This is a genomic window from Streptomyces sp. NPDC028991 (assembly GCF_055564775.1).
Genome location: NZ_JBVHVP010000001.1, coordinates 851,121 through 865,873 on the forward strand (window position 1 = coordinate 851,121; position 14,753 = coordinate 865,873).

At 72.3% G+C, this 14,753-nt stretch carries 15 protein-coding genes; 3 read left to right on the plus strand and 12 right to left on the minus strand.

Annotated elements, in window-relative coordinates; translation table 11 throughout:
* Window positions 1–62: 62 nt before the first annotated feature.
* The 6 genes from ACZ4V1_RS03760 to ACZ4V1_RS03785 all read right to left on the minus strand — a co-directional run bounded on the left by ACZ4V1_RS03760 (window position 63) and on the right by ACZ4V1_RS03785 (window position 7,074).
* The gene (locus ACZ4V1_RS03760; protein ID WP_468328734.1) at window positions 63–1,598 is read right to left on the minus strand and encodes a DUF1996 domain-containing protein; all 1,536 of its coding nucleotides are present in this window, start codon (window positions 1,596–1,598) and stop codon (window positions 63–65) included.
* Window positions 1,599–1,730: 132 nt separating this feature from the next.
* Window positions 1,731–2,384 (minus strand): response regulator transcription factor, encoded by a 654-nt coding sequence (locus ACZ4V1_RS03765; protein WP_468328736.1) that lies wholly within the window; start codon window positions 2,382–2,384, stop codon window positions 1,731–1,733.
* The gene (locus tag ACZ4V1_RS03770) at window positions 2,369–3,646 is read right to left on the minus strand and encodes a sensor histidine kinase (RefSeq protein ID WP_468328738.1); all 1,278 of its coding nucleotides are present in this window, start codon (window positions 3,644–3,646) and stop codon (window positions 2,369–2,371) included. Before ACZ4V1_RS03770 ends, ACZ4V1_RS03765 begins: the two co-directional genes overlap by 16 nt.
* A gap of 398 nt (window positions 3,647–4,044) precedes the next feature.
* On the minus strand, window positions 4,045–5,046 hold the full coding sequence (locus tag ACZ4V1_RS03775) for an SDR family oxidoreductase (protein WP_468328740.1): 1,002 nt from the start codon (window positions 5,044–5,046) through the stop codon (window positions 4,045–4,047).
* A gap of 378 nt (window positions 5,047–5,424) precedes the next feature.
* Window positions 5,425–6,456 (minus strand): glutamine synthetase, encoded by a 1,032-nt coding sequence (gene glnII / locus ACZ4V1_RS03780; protein WP_468328742.1) that lies wholly within the window; start codon window positions 6,454–6,456, stop codon window positions 5,425–5,427.
* Window positions 6,457–6,615: 159 nt separating this feature from the next.
* Complete coding sequence (locus tag ACZ4V1_RS03785; RefSeq protein WP_468328744.1) at window positions 6,616–7,074, minus strand: MarR family transcriptional regulator; 459 nt, start codon at window positions 7,072–7,074, stop codon at window positions 6,616–6,618.
* 98 nt (window positions 7,075–7,172) lie between these two features.
* Between ACZ4V1_RS03785 and ACZ4V1_RS03790 the strand changes: the two genes are divergently transcribed.
* Window positions 7,173–8,045 (plus strand): alpha/beta fold hydrolase, encoded by an 873-nt coding sequence (locus ACZ4V1_RS03790; protein WP_468328746.1) that lies wholly within the window; start codon window positions 7,173–7,175, stop codon window positions 8,043–8,045.
* A gap of 3 nt (window positions 8,046–8,048) precedes the next feature.
* Here ACZ4V1_RS03790 and ACZ4V1_RS03795 read toward each other — a convergent pair whose 3' ends face one another.
* The 3 genes from ACZ4V1_RS03795 to ACZ4V1_RS03805 form a co-directional block, all read right to left on the minus strand.
* The gene (locus tag ACZ4V1_RS03795) at window positions 8,049–8,780 is read right to left on the minus strand and encodes a hypothetical protein (RefSeq protein ID WP_468328748.1); all 732 of its coding nucleotides are present in this window, start codon (window positions 8,778–8,780) and stop codon (window positions 8,049–8,051) included.
* 98 nt (window positions 8,781–8,878) lie between these two features.
* A complete protein-coding gene (locus tag ACZ4V1_RS03800) occupies window positions 8,879–9,829 on the minus strand; it encodes a hypothetical protein (RefSeq protein ID WP_468328750.1) in 951 nt (316 codons plus the stop codon).
* Window positions 9,830–9,887: 58 nt separating this feature from the next.
* Window positions 9,888–10,247, minus strand: coding sequence for an arsenate reductase family protein (locus tag ACZ4V1_RS03805; protein ID WP_468328752.1), 360 nt, complete (start codon window positions 10,245–10,247; stop codon window positions 9,888–9,890).
* Window positions 10,248–10,420: 173 nt separating this feature from the next.
* Between ACZ4V1_RS03805 and ACZ4V1_RS03810 the strand changes: the two genes are divergently transcribed.
* The gene (locus tag ACZ4V1_RS03810) at window positions 10,421–10,747 is read left to right on the plus strand and encodes a hypothetical protein (protein WP_468328754.1); all 327 of its coding nucleotides are present in this window, start codon (window positions 10,421–10,423) and stop codon (window positions 10,745–10,747) included.
* Window positions 10,748–10,830: 83 nt separating this feature from the next.
* Here ACZ4V1_RS03810 and ACZ4V1_RS03815 read toward each other — a convergent pair whose 3' ends face one another.
* The 3 genes from ACZ4V1_RS03815 to glnA form a co-directional block, all read right to left on the minus strand.
* Window positions 10,831–12,015, minus strand: coding sequence for a winged helix DNA-binding domain-containing protein (locus ACZ4V1_RS03815; protein WP_468328756.1), 1,185 nt, complete (start codon window positions 12,013–12,015; stop codon window positions 10,831–10,833).
* Between the two features lie 97 nt (window positions 12,016–12,112).
* Window positions 12,113–12,373, minus strand: coding sequence for an SCO2583/SCO2584 N-terminal domain-containing protein (locus tag ACZ4V1_RS03820; protein WP_468328758.1), 261 nt, complete (start codon window positions 12,371–12,373; stop codon window positions 12,113–12,115).
* Window positions 12,374–12,593: 220 nt separating this feature from the next.
* Window positions 12,594–14,003, minus strand: coding sequence for a type I glutamate--ammonia ligase (glnA, locus tag ACZ4V1_RS03825; protein WP_468328760.1), 1,410 nt, complete (start codon window positions 14,001–14,003; stop codon window positions 12,594–12,596).
* Window positions 14,004–14,257: 254 nt separating this feature from the next.
* Between glnA and ACZ4V1_RS03830 the strand changes: the two genes are divergently transcribed.
* A complete protein-coding gene (locus ACZ4V1_RS03830) occupies window positions 14,258–14,725 on the plus strand; it encodes an RDD family protein (RefSeq protein ID WP_468328762.1) in 468 nt (155 codons plus the stop codon).
* Window positions 14,726–14,753 lie beyond the last annotated feature (28 nt).

A 14,753-nucleotide genomic window follows, 5' to 3' on the forward strand; every position in this document is an offset into this window, starting at 1 on the left:
GGACGCGAAGGGGGCCGGTGGCGAATGCCGCCACCGGCCCCCTCGTTCGGCCCTCGCGAGGACTACTGGCAGTCCTCGCCGCGGTTGATGCAGTCGACCACCTCGTTCATCAGGTCCTCGTCCATGACGTTGATGAAGTCGTTGTGATCGGTGATCGGCTTGTGCAGCTGCTCCGGGAAGCCGTCCACCGCGTACGGGTTCTGCACCTGTCCGTTCTCGATGGTCGGTGCGGGCACGTCGTACACCAGGCGGACCTGGAGCTGCGGAATCGCCTGGAAGCCGTTCGGGCAGCTTCCGTCCTGCTGGACGAAGGCCACGTGGTCACGGTGGTTGGCGCTGTCGATGTTCTGGCCGTCCCAGCAGCTCTGGAAGTTGGACGTGCGCACCACCTGGCTGCCCTCCGGACAGAGCACGTACTTGTCCGTCACCTGCCTGTCCTCGAAGCCGGTACAGCTGAACGAGCTGTTGGCGTTCGCGACACCGTTGGTGAACGCCTTGGCGTCACCGGTGATGATGCGCAGGAACTTCGGCATGGCGACGACGTCGCTCCGCTGGTTGCCCACGAACTTGATCTCGGCCTGGCTGGCCTTGAGGATCTTGCCGACGTTGCCTTCGGCGCCACCGCCCAGGTCGCCCGCGTCGAACTCCTGGGTGCCGTCCTGGAGCCGCAGCACCGGCCAGTAGTAGGTGGACTTGTCGCCCTGGTTCTGGCACGACGTGTCGGCGGCGGCCAGGTCCTCGTCGCTGGAGAAGGCGTCGTTGTCCTGGTTGCCGACGTAGTCGTGCGTGTGGTGCGCGCCGTTGTCGACGCCCGGGGCCACGATCAGGTTGTCACTGTTGAACAGGTTGTTCTCGTTGACACCGCAGTTCGCGGTGAAAGAGCCCGTGGACCCGCCCTCTCCGTTGGCGGCCAGGCCGTTCTCCAGGTCCCGGGAGCCCGGCTGGACGTCGTTGATGTCGACGAAGTCCTCGGCGAAGGGGCCCGCTGCCCCGTTCCCGTTGTCGCCCTGGTTCTGACCGCCGTCCTGGCCCTGTCCGTCGCCGTTCTGGCCGTCGTCCTGGCCGTCACCGCCTTGGCCGTCGCCGTTCTGGCCATTACCGTCCTGGCCGTCGCCGTTCTGCGGCTGCTGCGCGGGCTGACCCTGGCACTGGGCCAGCTCGTCCAGGTTGTCGTCGGCCTGGCCGCCGGCCCGGTTGATCTCCAGCTGGATCCGGTCGATGATCGCCTTCCGACGGTCCTTGAGCGGGCCGAGAATCGCGTTCTGGACGAACTGCGAGTCACCTGCCTGCGCGCGTCGCGTGGTGGCGAGGCGCTTGTAGGCGTCCGTGATCTGGCTGTCCATCGTGGCCAGTTCGCCGTCGACCTCCCCGCGCGCCCGGTCCGGCACGTCGGAGAGCTGCTGGCCGACGTCCGGACAGTCGATCGTCGCCACCTGCGCGGCGGCGGACCTGGTCCGGTTGTGCGCCGGATTCTCCTCGTGCGCCGAGGCGTAGAAGTTGGCCCAGACCAGCCCGCCCCCGCCGACCGCCAGGGCCGCCGCCCCGGCAACGACCTTGGTGGCCAGCGGCGTACGGCGTTTTCTTGTATTGCGTCCCATGGAACTCCTCTGACTTCCTTGCGGGGCATCGAGGGCGCCCGACAGGAGTGAAGCGGCTCCCATCCATACGGAGCCCGTCCCAGGGGTGTTCAGTCGTCTCGGAAATTGCCGGGTCCTGTGGGACTGGAGAGGTCAGCGGCCGCGGTCCAGATACGCCAGAACCGCCAGTACACGCCGGTTGTCGTCGTCCGAAACCTCGAGGCTTAGCTTGGCGAAGATGTTCGCTGTGTGCTTGGCGATCGCCCGCTCCGTCACGACCAGTTTGCCGGCGATCGCCGCGTTGGTCCGGCCCTGCGCCATCAGTTCCAGTACCTCCAGCTCCCGGGGAGTCAGCCGCTCCAGCGGCCGGTCCTCCGCCGCACGCCGGCTCAGGAGCTGCTGGATGACCTGCGGGTCCATCGCCGTACCGCCCGCCGCCACCCGCCGTACCGCGTCCACGAACTGCTCCGCGTCGAACACCCGGTCCTTGAGCAGGTACCCCACCCCGCCGTCGCCGTCGGCCAGCAGCTCCCGGGCGTACAGCTGCTCCACGTGCTGGGAGAGCACCAGCACCGGCAGCCCCGGCCGCTCGCGGCGGGCCTCGAGCGCGCACTGCAGGCCCTCGTCGGTCAGCGTGGGCGGCAGGCGTACGTCGACGACGGCGACGTCCGGCTCCAGTTCGGCCAGCGCGCGGGACAGCTCGGGGCCGGTCTCGACGGCCGCGGCGATCTCGAAGTCGTGGGCCTGAAGGAGCCGGACCAGTCCGTCGCGCAGCAGGAAGAGGTCTTCGGCTAGGACAACGCGCAAGGCAGCTCCATGGTGACCATGGTGGGACCGCCGGCGGGCGAGCTGACGGCCAGGACGCCGTCGAATGTACCGAGCCGGCGCTCCACCCCGGCCAGGCCCGACCCCGCCCCGATCACCGCGCCGCCCTTGCCGTTGTCGGTGACGGCGATGCGCAGCTGTCCCCCGGCGTGGTGCACGTCGATCCAGACCCGGTCGGCACCGGAGTGCTTCACGGTGTTGGTGAGGATCTCGCTGACCGCGAAGTAGGCGGCGGACTCCACCGGTGCCTCGGCGCGGCCGGGCAGCTCCACGTCGACCTCGGCGGCGACGGGCAGCCGCAGCACCAGGGCGCGTACGGCGTCCCCGAGGCCGCGTTCGGCGAGCACCGGCGGGTGGATGCCGCGCACCAGCTCGCGCAGTTCGGTCAGGGCGTCGGCGGAGGACCGGCGGGCCTGGGCGAGCAGTTCCCGGGCCTTCGCCGGGTCCTTCTCCAGCAGTGCCTCGATCGTCCCGAGATCCATGCCCATGGCGACCAGCCGGGCCTGCGCCCCGTCGTGCAGGTCCCGCTCGATGCGGCGCAGTTCGGCGGCGGAGGTGTCGACGGCGTCGCGGCGCGTTTCGGTCAGCACGCGCACCCGCTGGGCCAGTTCGCCCCGTCCGGAGCCGAGAAGGGCGGCGGTGAGGCGGAAATGGGCGTGCAGCACGCGCGGGGCGAGCCAGAGGGCGACGACCAGGAGCACGGCGCCGAGCCCCGCGGCGTAGAAGGCGGAGGTCTGGTCGGTGACCCGGACGAAGCCGTACCAGTACCCGTCGGGCAGCACCCGCCACAGCCCGGCCGCGATCGCGAAGCCCTCCAGCGGGTACAGCGGCAGCGCGAAGGCCAGCAGCGCGGTGACGAAGCCCGCCGTCATGTCGGCCGGCAGCCACAGGAAGTCCCGCCAGGTCGCCGGGTCGCGGAGCATCCCGAAGGTGCGCGCCCACGGATTGGCGTCCTCGGGCAGCGGCCGGTACGCCCGCCGGATCCGCACCCCGCCCCACTCGGCGGCGAGCAGCCGCCGCCAGTCCGCGAACGCCCGCACACCGGTCAGTACCCAGGGCGTGGTGACGATGCCGATCCCGATCGGGACGAGGGCGATGGACACGAGGGTCAGGCAGAAGCACAGCACCGCGCCGGGCAGGGAGATCAGCGCCAGCGCCAGCCCCCGCACGGCCGACAGGGCCACGCCCCGCGTCCGTGTCTTCCGGTCGGTGAGCCGGCCTTCGCTCTTCGTCTCGGTGTTCATGCCGTCAGTCTCGCGGAGGCGACGGCGCGGGGCACTGGGCCCGGCCCCCGGTCGGAGGGTGGTGCCAAGTACACCCTCGGGCGGGCAGGGCCGGGGGCGTCCAGGCAGGTACACCCTCGGCAGTACGCCCCGAGCGGGCACACTCCGAGCAGGTGCGCCCCGGTACGTACGCCCTGGCCGGGTGCAGCCCGCGGGCTGGGCGCACCCCCCCCGGCCGGGTGCGGCGGGCCGGGACACCCGGCCGAGTATGGACTCCCGGCGGGGCCGGGTCTCCCGGCCGGGCCAGGACTCCCGGCCGGGCAAGTCCGGGCCAGGGAGGGTTCCATGGCGGCGGCCTCGTGCGAGGAACACCCCGGGTCACCACCGGTACGGCCAGACCCGGCCCCGTCCCCGCCGGGTCACGCCCCGTCGGCCGCGAGCACCTTCGCCTCCGTCTCCGGGTCCAGACCGACCGGCGGCCGGTCCGGGCGCAGGGGCGCCGTGCCGCCGATGCTCCGCAGCCAGGTCCAGGTGTCGGTGACGGTGTCGCCGACCGGACGGCAGCTCAGGCCCGTCGCCAGCGCCCGGGACACGTCGGCGCTCTGCAGGGCGTCGTGAAGGTCGCTGCCGGGCGGTGTCCACACCGGCAGTTGCCCCCACGGTTCGATGCCGGCGGCGAGGACGCTTTCGGGGGCGGTCCAGCGCAGCTCCGCCGCACCGCCGGTGGCCGTCGCGCAGGCGTCGAGCAGGGCGCCCATGGTGCTGTGCCCCGCCGGGGAGGCCAGGTTGTACGGCCCGCTCAGCTCCCGCTCCACCGCGCCGAGGACCCAGTCGGCGAGGTCGCGGACGTCGACGTACTGGAGGGGGAGGTCCCGCGGGCCCGGCGCCAGCACCGGGCCGCCGCGGGCGACGCGGTTCAGCCACCAAGGCAGCCGCCCGATGTTCTCGTACGGGCCGAGGATCAGCCCGGCCCTGACCAACACCGAACGGTCGGCGCCGAAGGCGTCCTGGACGGCCAGCTCGGCGCCCCGCTTGTCCCGGGCGTAGTCGGTCTGCCCGGCGTCCGCCGAGGCGCCCTCGACGAGCGGGGCGTCCTCGGTGTACCTGGCGGGCGGGGGCCAGGCGTACACCGAGCAGCTCGACACGTACACGTACCGGCCGGCGCGGTCCCGCAGCAGCCGCGCCGCGTCCCGCACCGCGCGGGGCGCCGCCGACCAGGTGTCGACGACGGCGTCCCACGTGCCGTCGGCCAGGGCGGTGAGCCCGGCGGATTCGGTGCGGTCGCCGTGCAGCGACCGCACGCCGGGCGGCGGGGCGTGCCGCCCGCGGTGGAAGACGGTCACCTCCCAGCCGCGCCCGAGCGCCTCCTCCACCACGGCCCGCCCCACGAACTCCGTACCGCCCAGCACCAGTAGCCTCATGCCGATCACTGTGCCCCGCACGGCGGCCGGAGGGAACGCCCGTCTGCCGACAGCAGAGGCTCGGCGTCCGGTGGGCGGCGCGTACTCGTAACCGACGCGCCGCACCGTCTGGATCGCCCGCCGGTGCTCGGTGCCGAGCTTCCGGCGCGGCGGGGCGACGTGTCGCGGGTGTGCACCCGGTGCGGATGCCAGGCGTCGCGCGGTGTCGCGGCGGCAGCGCGAGGGGGCGTCCACCGTCGTGGTGGACGCCCCCTCGCGTGAACCGGGGCCGGGCCGGCCGGATCGGACCGACCGGATCGGGTCGGCCGGATCGGACCGGCCGGGTCAGACCGACCGGCCGGGTCAGACCGACCGGCCGGATCAGACCGACCGGCCGGATCAGACCTGACCGGCCTTCTCCAGCGCCGTGCAGCAGGTGTCCACCAGCAGGCGGGTCACCACGTACGGGTCGACGTTGGCGTTCGGACGGCGGTCCTCGATGTAGCCCTTGCCGTCCTTCTCGACCTGCCACGGGATGCGGACCGAGGCACCGCGGTCGGAGACACCGTAGGAGTACTCGTTCCACGGTGCGGTCTCGTGCAGGCCGGTGAGGCGGTCGTCGATGCCGGCGCCGTAGTTCTTGACGTGGTCGAGCGGCTTGGAGCCCTCGCCGAGCGACTCGGCCGCGGTGATGATCGCCTCGTAGCCCTCGCGCATCGCCTTGGTGGAGAAGTTGGTGTGCGCGCCCGCGCCGTTCCAGTCACCCTTGACCGGCTTGGGGTCGAGGGTGGCGGAGACCTCGAAGTCCTCGGCCGTGCGGTAGAGCAGCCAACGGGCCACCCACAGCTGGTCGGAGACCTCCAGCGGCGACAGCGGGCCCACCTGGAACTCCCACTGGCCCGGCATGACCTCGGCGTTGATGCCGGAGATGCCGAGGCCGGCCTTCAGGCAGTTCTCCAGGTGCGCCTCGACGACGTCACGGCCGAAGATCTCGTCCGAGCCGACACCGCAGTAGTAGCCGCCCTGCGCGGCCGGGAAGCCGCCCTCGGGGAAGCCGAGCGGGCGGGCGCCCTTGAAGAACGTGTACTCCTGCTCGATGCCGAAGATCGGCTCCTGAGCGGCGAAGCGCTCGGAGAGCTCGGTCAGCGCGGCGCGGGTGTTGCTCGGGTGCGGGGTCATGTCCGTGTCGAGGACCTCGCACAGCACCAGGATGTCGTCGCCGCCGCGGATCGGGTCGGGGCAGGAGAAGACCGGCTTGAGCACGCAGTCCGAGGAGCTTCCCTCGGCCTGGTTGGTGGAGGACCCGTCGAAGCCCCAGATCGGCAGTGCGTCGAGGCCGGCGGGGGCGTCCGTGATGATCTTCGTCTTGGAACGGAGCTTGGCCGTCGGCTCGGTGCCGTCGATCCAGATGTACTCGGCCTTGAAGGTCACGGTGACACATCCTTCGGGTGGGTCCGGGCGCACTGCGGGTGCTGCGGCGCTGCGGCACTGGGCGCCGCGTCTACTGCCGTGCAGCGTGCCAACAGGCGATTTCCCGTCCGTTGCCCGTTTGTGAACCCCGTGTTACCCGGGGTCGCTGTGGCGCGTCTCTCAGGGCTCGCGCCCGTCCTCGGCCGCGGCCTCCCGCACGCCGGACAGGAAGGAGGCGATCGCCCGCAACTCCCGTTCGTCGTAACCCCGCAGCAGGCCGACCGCCCGTTCGATCAGTGGTCCGAAGTGCGACCAGCCGAGGGCGACCGCCCGTTCGTCCACCTCGACGGTGACCCTGCGCCGGTCCCGCTCGTCGCGCACCCGCCGCACATGACCGGCCCGTTCCAGCCGGTCGACCAGGGCCGTGGTCCCCGCCGAGTTCAGTCCGAGGGCGGCGCCCAGCCGTCCGGCGGTCATCTCCTCGCCCGCCCGCGACGCGTCCATGAGCGCGATCAGCGCGCGCACGTCGGTGGGATGCATGCCGTTGCGGTGTGCGAACCGCGTGCTGTGCGCCCCCAGTTCGACGGCGACCGCGCGCAGCAGATGGACGATCTCCATCTCCGGTCCCTGCTCGGACATGGGGCTCCGCCTCCGGCTATCATCTCGTCCGACGAGTATCTCGCTGAGCGAGAGAATACGCGACGCGAGAAGAAGACCGAGTAACAGGGGGCCCGCCCATGAGCGCTCGCGGTGCGTACGACGCCGGCCGTTTCCACGCCGCCTACGACAGAGTCCTCGCCAAGTGGCCGGCGCGGCGGGAGGCGATGACCGTGTCCACGCCCTTCGGCGAGACGCACGTCAACGTGACCGGCCCGGCCGGCGGCCCGCCGCTCGTCCTCCTGCCCGGCGGCGGCGCGGCGACCTCCGCCTCCTGGTACGCCCAGGCCGCCGAGCTGTCCCGGACCCACCGCCTCCACGCGGTCGACCTGATCGGCGCCCCCGGCCGGAGCACGCCGGCCGGCGACCGCCACCCCCGTACGGTCGCCGACCTCGCCGGCTGGCTGGACGCGCTCCTCGACGGCCTCGGCATCGAGGAGACGGACCTCGGCGGGCACTCCTACGGCGCCTGGATCGCCCTGCACCACGCCGTGCGCGCACCCCGCCGGGTACGCCGCCTGTTCCTCCTGGACCCGACGCAGTGCTTCGCCGGGTTCAAGGCGGCCTACCTGCTGCGCGCGATGCCGATGCTGCTGCGGCCCACGCCCCGCCGGGTCCGCGCCTTCCTGGACTGGGAGACCGGGGCCGTCCCCCTCGACCCCGACTGGCTCGCCCTCCAGGAGGCGGCCGTCGGCTTCCCCTCCCGCAGGCCGGTGACCGGACCGCGTCCGGCGCCGGAGTCGCTGCGGGGGCTGGACGTGCCGGTCCTGCTGCTCCTCGCGGGGAACAGCAGGACCCATGACCCCGCCGAGGTGGCGGCCCGGGCGCAGGGGCTGCTGCCGCACGTCACGACGACAGTCCTGCCGGACGTGTCCCATCACGCGCTGCCGCAGTCCGCCCCGCCCGGACCGGGCCGCTGGATCAGTGCCTTCCTCGCGCCGTCGGGCGGCTGAGCCTCACCCCACCTTCTCGATCAGCGCCCGCCGGATCAGGAACTTGCCCTGCTCCCGGACCTGTTCGAACGCCGCGTTGTTGAGGAGTACGCAGCTGCCGGAGACGGAGTCGACCTCCACGGTCGTGGACTTGGCGTTGTCGAGGTTGGTCACCTTCAGCTTGGTGCCCACCGGGAACCGGTCGCTGGAGGCGGCGGGCGCGCCGCCCTCGCCGGAGAGGGTGACGGTGGAGCCGTCGCAGACCTGCTCACCGGCCTGGGCGGCGCCTCCGGCCTGGTCCCCGGCCTGGTCCCCGGCCTGGTCCCCGGCCTCCTGAGCCGCTTCCTGGCCCGCCTCCTGCCCGGCTTCCCGGCCTGCCTCCTGCCCGGCTTCCCGGCCGTCCTGCGGCGGCTGCGCGGCCTGGGAGTCCTGAGCCGACTCCCCAGCCGCACACCCGGACGCCTCCTGCTTGCGCTCGATCTCCGCGATGACGGCCTCGCGGTTGGCGATCCGGGCCTCCGACTGCGCGTCGGGCTCGGCCCGCTGGCCGTCGATGAACCGCTGGTTGTTGCCGAGCGCGGTGGCCAGGCCCTGGCAGACGGAGGAGCCTTGGGCGGACTTCGTCTGCGCGTTCTGGGTGGTCTGCGCGGCGTTCGAGGCGTTCGCCATCACGAACGCCCCACCGCCGGCCACCGTCGCCGCGCTGACGAGCAACGCGATCTTCTTCTTCGTACCGAGAGTTCTCCTGCGCGGCATGCGCGCCTCCTGAAGAGGTAGGGGAGCGTACGCGGCTATGTACGAGATACCGAACGGAGTTGCTCAGCGGTCTCGCCGACAAGCGCGAGTAACGCGCGTCACACCCCGCCCTCCTCGTACGCCACCACGTTGTCGTTGGCGTACTGGAGCAGGCCCTCCGTCTGCCGGGTGAGCGCCGCCTCCCCGGTCTCCGTCCCGTCGCCCCACTGGCCGTTCGAGAACACCACCGACCGCACGGCCATCAGCCGCCGGAGGACACCGGCCGACCCGGGCGGGACCGTCGGCAGCCCCGCCTCGGGCGGCGGGTCGAGCGAGACCGTCTGGTACGTCACCGGGTCCGTGGAGGCCATCGCGAACACCGTCCCGGCGTCCTCGGCGCGCGCGAAGCTCACCACGGTCACGGTCACCCGAGAGCGCCGTTCGGCGTCCGTGAACAGGGCCGCGGTGATCCGCAGGCAGCCCTCGCCCTGGTCGGCCAGGGCGGCGAGCTCCGGCGACATGCCCTGCGCGCACTCGGTGGTGGTGGCCAGGTCGACGCGCTTGTACCGGGAGCCGTCGGACAGGCGCACGTTCGTCTCCGGGAAGGCCTGCTCCGGACGCACCACCGGACGCACCACCGGACGCGCGAGCGGCGAGGGCAGGGCGGAGGGCGCGTCGGAGGGCAGGGCGGCGGAGACGGAGGGGACGGCGGCGGCCGTTGCGGACGCCGTGGCGGACGACGACGCGATCCGGTCGTCACCGTCATCGCCGCCCGTGGACATCAGGGTGCCGGCGGCGATGGCCGCGACGAGGACGCCACCCGTCGCCGCGCCCACCGCCGGCCGGGTACGACGGCGTCTGCGTATGCGCTGCCGATCGGCGACCTGGGCGGCCGAAGCCGCCGCGGGGTCGTACGGCCCGTACGGAGCCTGCTGCCCGTACTGCGTGTGCCGTCCATACCGCGGCGCGTGCGGCGGCGGCTGCCCGGGCTGCCCGGGCTGCCCGTACGGTCCGTGCTGTCCATGCGGTCCGTACGGCCCGTACTGCGTTCCTTGATCACCGTGGGTCATGGCGGCGCAGGGTAACAGCGCGGACGGCCTTGAGTCCCGGCGCCCGGCAAGTCATTGCCTAACGGGACAGAACGTCCCGTACCGCCTCGTCGGTGCGGCCCACGACGGCCGTTCCGTCGTCCGCCGTGATGATCGGGCGCTGGATCAGCTTCGGGTGCTCGGCCAGCGCCGTGACCCAGCGGTCGCGTGACGTGTCGTCACGGGGCCAGTCCTTCAGGCCCAGTTCCTTCGCGGCCGCCTCCTGGGTGCGGGTGATGTCCCACGGCTCCAGTCCGAGCCGGTCGAGCACCTCGCGGAGCTCGTCCTCGCTCGGCACGTCCTCCAGGTAGCGGCGGACGGTGTACTCGGCGCCCTCGGCGTCGAGCAGGCTGATCGCGCTACGGCACTTCGAACAGGCCGGGTTGATCCAGATCTCCATGCCGACACGGTAGCCCGGCGATGCGAAAACTCGTTCGCCCCGCGCGCCACAGAGGCCCCGAAAGCCCTTGTGGCCAGGGGCTTTTGTCAGTGGTGGGCGGTAAAATAGAAGCAGTGTTCGAGGGTGTCGCCGGGAGGTCCGGACGGCGCCCTGACCGCGACAGGAGGATGCCCGTGCCCGCTGCCGCACTGAAGCCGAAGCCGAAGCCGAAGCCGTTGCCCACCCAGTCCACCGCCAAGCGGCCCGTTCTGCTCGACCTGCCGTACGAACCCGTGGAGAAGCGTCCGCTGCCGGCGGGCCGTCCCCGCGAGTGGTACGTCACGCACAACCGCCGGCTCAAGGCGATGCGGCTCGCCATCGCCCTGCTCGACTCCGGCGTCTACCTGCCGAACCAGGCGCGGAACGAGAGGATACGCAGCGCCGCGGAGACGATCGGCGTGCACCCGCCGTCGGACACGACGTGCCACATGGTGCGGGCGCTGATGCGGTACTCGCGGTGAGCACGGCGCCGGGTGCCCGTTCGTGGTCCAGGGCGCCCGGCGCCGCTGTCGCCGTCGCCGGGAGCTGCCGTTCCGCAGGCGCCCTACGCCGACAGCTCCCGCTCCAAGGGCGTCCGGAACCGCGGCGTCACCCGTGTCGTCCCCACCCAGGACGCGAGCCGCTCCGCCTCGGTCACGATCGCGGTCTCCGCCTCGCGGCCGAGCCTCTCGCCGGCCGGCACCCGCCAGACGATCTCGCCGTCGGCGCGCTGGGCCCAGCCGCCGATCACCCGGCCGTTCCACCACACGGTCGGCCCCACGTTGCCGCTGCGGTCGAAGAGCATCGGCCGCAGTTCGGGGGCGAGGTACCAGTCCCGGTGCCGCCAGCCCATCGCCGTCGGGTCCAGGGCGGGCAGCAGCGCCGCCCACGGTCCGGCGGGCCCGGTGACCGGCCCGGCGTCGCCGGCGGCCACGTACCCCGTGCCCTCGTCCAGTGACACCGCCTCCGCGCCGATCGCGGCCAGCGCCCGGCGTACCTCCGTCACCCGCCACCCCGTCCACCACTTCAGGTCGTCCTCGGTCGCCGGCCCGCACGCCGCCAGCCACCGCCGCAGCAGCTCCGCCTGCGCCTCGGCCGGGTCCAGCTCGGGATGCGCGGGCGCCGGCGCCCAGCGGAACCGGCTGGACGTCCACGAGCCCAGCGGCCGGCCCCGGACGACCTTGCCCTCCACGCCCAGCACCCTGAGCAGCCGGGTGGAGACGGTGTGCACGCCCTCGTAGCTCTTCCCGGCCGCGGCAACGAACTGCTCCTTCAAGCGCGGCTCGTCCCGGGCCAGCTCGGCCGCCGTGGCCTGGCCGCGCCGGGCCAGCGCGGCCAGCGCCGACCCTTCGACCTCCGTCAGCCAGGCAGCGTCCGGCGCCCCGGCCTCCGCCATGTTCCTGAGCAGTGTGGCCCGCTCCCTGGCGGCGACGGTGAGACCGGTCGAGGCGTGCACGACCGCCGTCAGCTCCGCCGGGAACACGAACACGGTGTGCCGCATGCCGTGCATCCGGACCAGCGTCCCGTCCTCGTACAGCGCCCGCTCGGTACCGCCCACGGTCTTCGCCGCGTCCGCGAGCCGCGCGCCCACGGCCAGGTACACCGTCGCGGGGTCCGTGCCGTGCAGCGCGACCAGCGAACCGGCGACCTCCTCGGGGCTCCCCGCCCGGGACGGGCCCGCCAGCCGCTGCCGCAGCCCGAGCCGGTCCCGCCGCTCCGCCGTCCCGATGTGCCGCCGTCCGTCACCCATACCGGCCTCCGCCCGCCCGCCCGTCGCGTCCTCGGTACGGTCATCCTGCCCGAGAGCACTGACGGCGCCGGGCCGGACGGCCCGGCGAGCGCTCTGGCTAGTAGGACGCCCGGAAGTCGGCGTACCCGAGCAGGACGATCACCGCGGCCACGCAGCCCAGAACCAGGGCGGTGGACACCCACGACGACCGGCGCCCGGACCCGACGTGCTCGGGGTCGGCGCGGAAGGGGACCGGTCCGGGCGGGTTCTCCTTCCAGCGCGCGGCGAGCATCCGGGCGCGTGCGGAGGGCTCCTTGTGCTCGGCACCGTCCGCCCACTTGATGTCGAACTCGCGTTCCTCGTCGTATCGATCGGACATGCCCGGTCCCTCTCCCCGTCCCCTGGCTCGAACAGCCGTGTCAGTGAACATGATCCTGGGGCGGGATCCCCCTGTGAAGCTTTTCGGCCAGCGAGCCAGCGAGCCAGCGAGCCAAAGAACCAGCGAGCCACAGCGAACCCACGAGCCAACGACGGCGCCCCCGCCCCCTGACAAGCAGGAGACGGGGGCGCCGGACGACCCGGGCCGGCCCGGGCGTCGGTCACACGTCGAAGTACATCTCGAACTCGTGCGGGTGCGGACGCAGCTGCAGCGGCGCGATCTCGTTGGCGCGCTTGAAGTCGATCCACGTCTCGATCAGGTCCGGCGTGAAGACGTCGCCCTGGAGGAGGAACTCGTGGTCGGCCTCGAGGCGGTCGAGGACGGCGCCGAGGGAGGTCGGGACCTGCGCCACGCCGGCGTGCTCCTCGGGAGCCAGCTCGTAGAGGTCCTTGTCGATCGGCTCGGCCGGCTCGATCTTGTTCTTGATGCCGTCCAGGCCCGCCAGCAGCAGCGCCGAGAAGGCCAGGTACGGGTTGCCGGAGGCGTCCGGCGCGCGGAACTCGACGCGCTTGGCCTTCGGGTTCGAGCCCGTGATCGGGATGCGCATCGCGGCCGACCGGTTGCGCTGCGAGTACACCAGGTTCACCGGCGCCTCGAAGCCCGGCACCAGGCGGTGGTAGGAGTTCACCGTCGGGTTGGTGAAGGCCAGCAGCGACGGGGCGTGCTTGAGGATGCCGCCGATGTAGTAGCGGGCGGTGTCGGACAGGCCGGCGTAGCCCTGCTCGTCGTAGAAGAGCGGCTCGCCGCCCGACCACAGCGACTGGTGGACGTGCATGCCCGAGCCGTTGTCACCGAAGATCGGCTTCGGCATGAAGGTCGCCGTCTTGCCGTTCTTCCACGCCACGTTCTTCACGATGTACTTGAAGAGCTGGAGGTCGTCGGCCGCGGCGAGCAGCGTGTTGAACCTGTAGTTGATCTCGGCCTGGCCGGCGGTGCCCACCTCGTGGTGCTGGCGCTCGACCTGGAGACCGGACCGCTCCAGCTGGAGGGAGATCTCGGCGCGCAGGTCGGCGAAGTGGTCGACCGGCGGGACCGGGAAGTAGCCGCCCTTGTAGCGGACCTTGTAGCCGCGGTTGTCCTCCAGGGCACCGGTGTTCCAGGCGCCGGCCTCGGAGTCGATGTGGTAGAAGGACTCGTTCTCGCGGGTGGCGAAGCGGACGGAGTCGAAGACGTAGAACTCGGCCTCGGGGCCGAAGAACGCCGTGTCGGCGATGCCCGTGGAGGCCAGGTACGCCTCGGCCTTCTTCGCCACGTTCCGCGGGTCGCGGGAGTACTGCTCGCCCGTGATCGGGTCGTGGATGAAGAAGTTGATGTTGAGGGTCTTGTCCCGGCGGAACGGGTCGACGCGCGCGGTGGACAGGTCGGGGCGCAGGGACATGTCCGACTCGTGGATGGCCTGGAAGCCGCGGATCGAGGACCCGTCGAAGGCCTGCTCGTCGTCGGGGTCGAACGCAGCGGCGGGCAACGTGAAGTGCTGCATGACGCCCGGCAGGTCGCAGAACCGGACGTCGACGAACTTGACGTCCTCGTCGGCGATGTACTTCTTGGCCTCGTCGGCGTTCTGGAACATCCAGCTCCTCCTACTCCCGACCGTCCCGCCGGGGTGGTAGATCGTTCGTGCGGCCAGTGCGGGTGGCACACGCTTCCTCGACCCTAGGGACGGGTGATTTCTCGGGCGTGACCCATTTGTTTCGCAGAAGTTAACCGGCTTCATTCCAGCGTAGGCCTCATCCGGGCCCGCCACACCCCGCCGTACGCCGCCCCGCGGCCCCTGCGCCCCACCCTCCGTCCGCCGGTCATATACGGGCGCAGTACCGTGGACGGGTGGACAACAGGCAAGCAATCGGATCGTGGCTTTCCGGGCCGCGCGCGGCCATCGAAGAGGCCGGCGCCGATCTCGGATACCGGGGAGAGCAGCTCGGTCTGCCCGAGGAGGGGCCGGGCTCGATCGCCCGCCCGGGCAGGCGGATCGGCGCCCTGGCCGTCGACTGGGCCCTGTGCCTGCTGATCGCATACGGCCTGATCACGGACGGCTATGAGCAGGCGACCGGCAACTGGGCCCTGCTGATCTTCTTCGTACTGAGCGTGCTGACCGTCGGCACGGTCGGCTTCACCCCCGGCAAGCGGCTCTTCGGCCTGCGGGTGCTGGACCTGGGCACGGGCCGCCCGAGCCCTCCGCGTGCCCTGCTGCGCTCGGTCCTGCTGTGCGTCGCCCTCCCGGCGCTGATCTGGGACCGCGACGGCCGGGGCCTGCACGACCGGCTGGCGCGCACCGCGGAAGTGCGGATCTGAGGCCGCGGAAGCCGCGGACCCGACGACG

Bases quoted from the DNA above. Each gene is read 5' to 3' on its own strand.
- ACZ4V1_RS03770 (WP_468328738.1), bottom strand. From the start codon at position 3,646: ATGAACACCGAGACGAAGAGCGAAGGCCGGCTCACCGACCGGAAGACA.
- ACZ4V1_RS03775 (WP_468328740.1), bottom strand. From the start codon at position 5,046: ATGAGGCTACTGGTGCTGGGCGGTACGGAGTTCGTGGGGCGGGCCGTG.
- ACZ4V1_RS03820 (WP_468328758.1), bottom strand. From the start codon at position 12,373: ATGTCCGATCGATACGACGAGGAACGCGAGTTCGACATCAAGTGGGCG.
- ACZ4V1_RS03805 (WP_468328752.1), bottom strand. From the start codon at position 10,247: ATGGAGATCTGGATCAACCCGGCCTGTTCGAAGTGCCGTAGCGCGATC.
- glnA (WP_468328760.1), bottom strand. From the start codon at position 14,003: ATGTTCCAGAACGCCGACGAGGCCAAGAAGTACATCGCCGACGAGGAC.
- ACZ4V1_RS03790 (WP_468328746.1), top strand. From the start codon at position 7,173: ATGAGCGCTCGCGGTGCGTACGACGCCGGCCGTTTCCACGCCGCCTAC.
- ACZ4V1_RS03785 (WP_468328744.1), bottom strand. From the start codon at position 7,074: ATGTCCGAGCAGGGACCGGAGATGGAGATCGTCCATCTGCTGCGCGCG.
- ACZ4V1_RS03760 (WP_468328734.1), bottom strand. From the start codon at position 1,598: ATGGGACGCAATACAAGAAAACGCCGTACGCCGCTGGCCACCAAGGTC.
- ACZ4V1_RS03800 (WP_468328750.1), bottom strand. From the start codon at position 9,829: ATGACCCACGGTGATCAAGGAACGCAGTACGGGCCGTACGGACCGCAT.
- ACZ4V1_RS03795 (WP_468328748.1), bottom strand. From the start codon at position 8,780: ATGCCGCGCAGGAGAACTCTCGGTACGAAGAAGAAGATCGCGTTGCTC.
- ACZ4V1_RS03815 (WP_468328756.1), bottom strand. From the start codon at position 12,015: ATGGGTGACGGACGGCGGCACATCGGGACGGCGGAGCGGCGGGACCGG.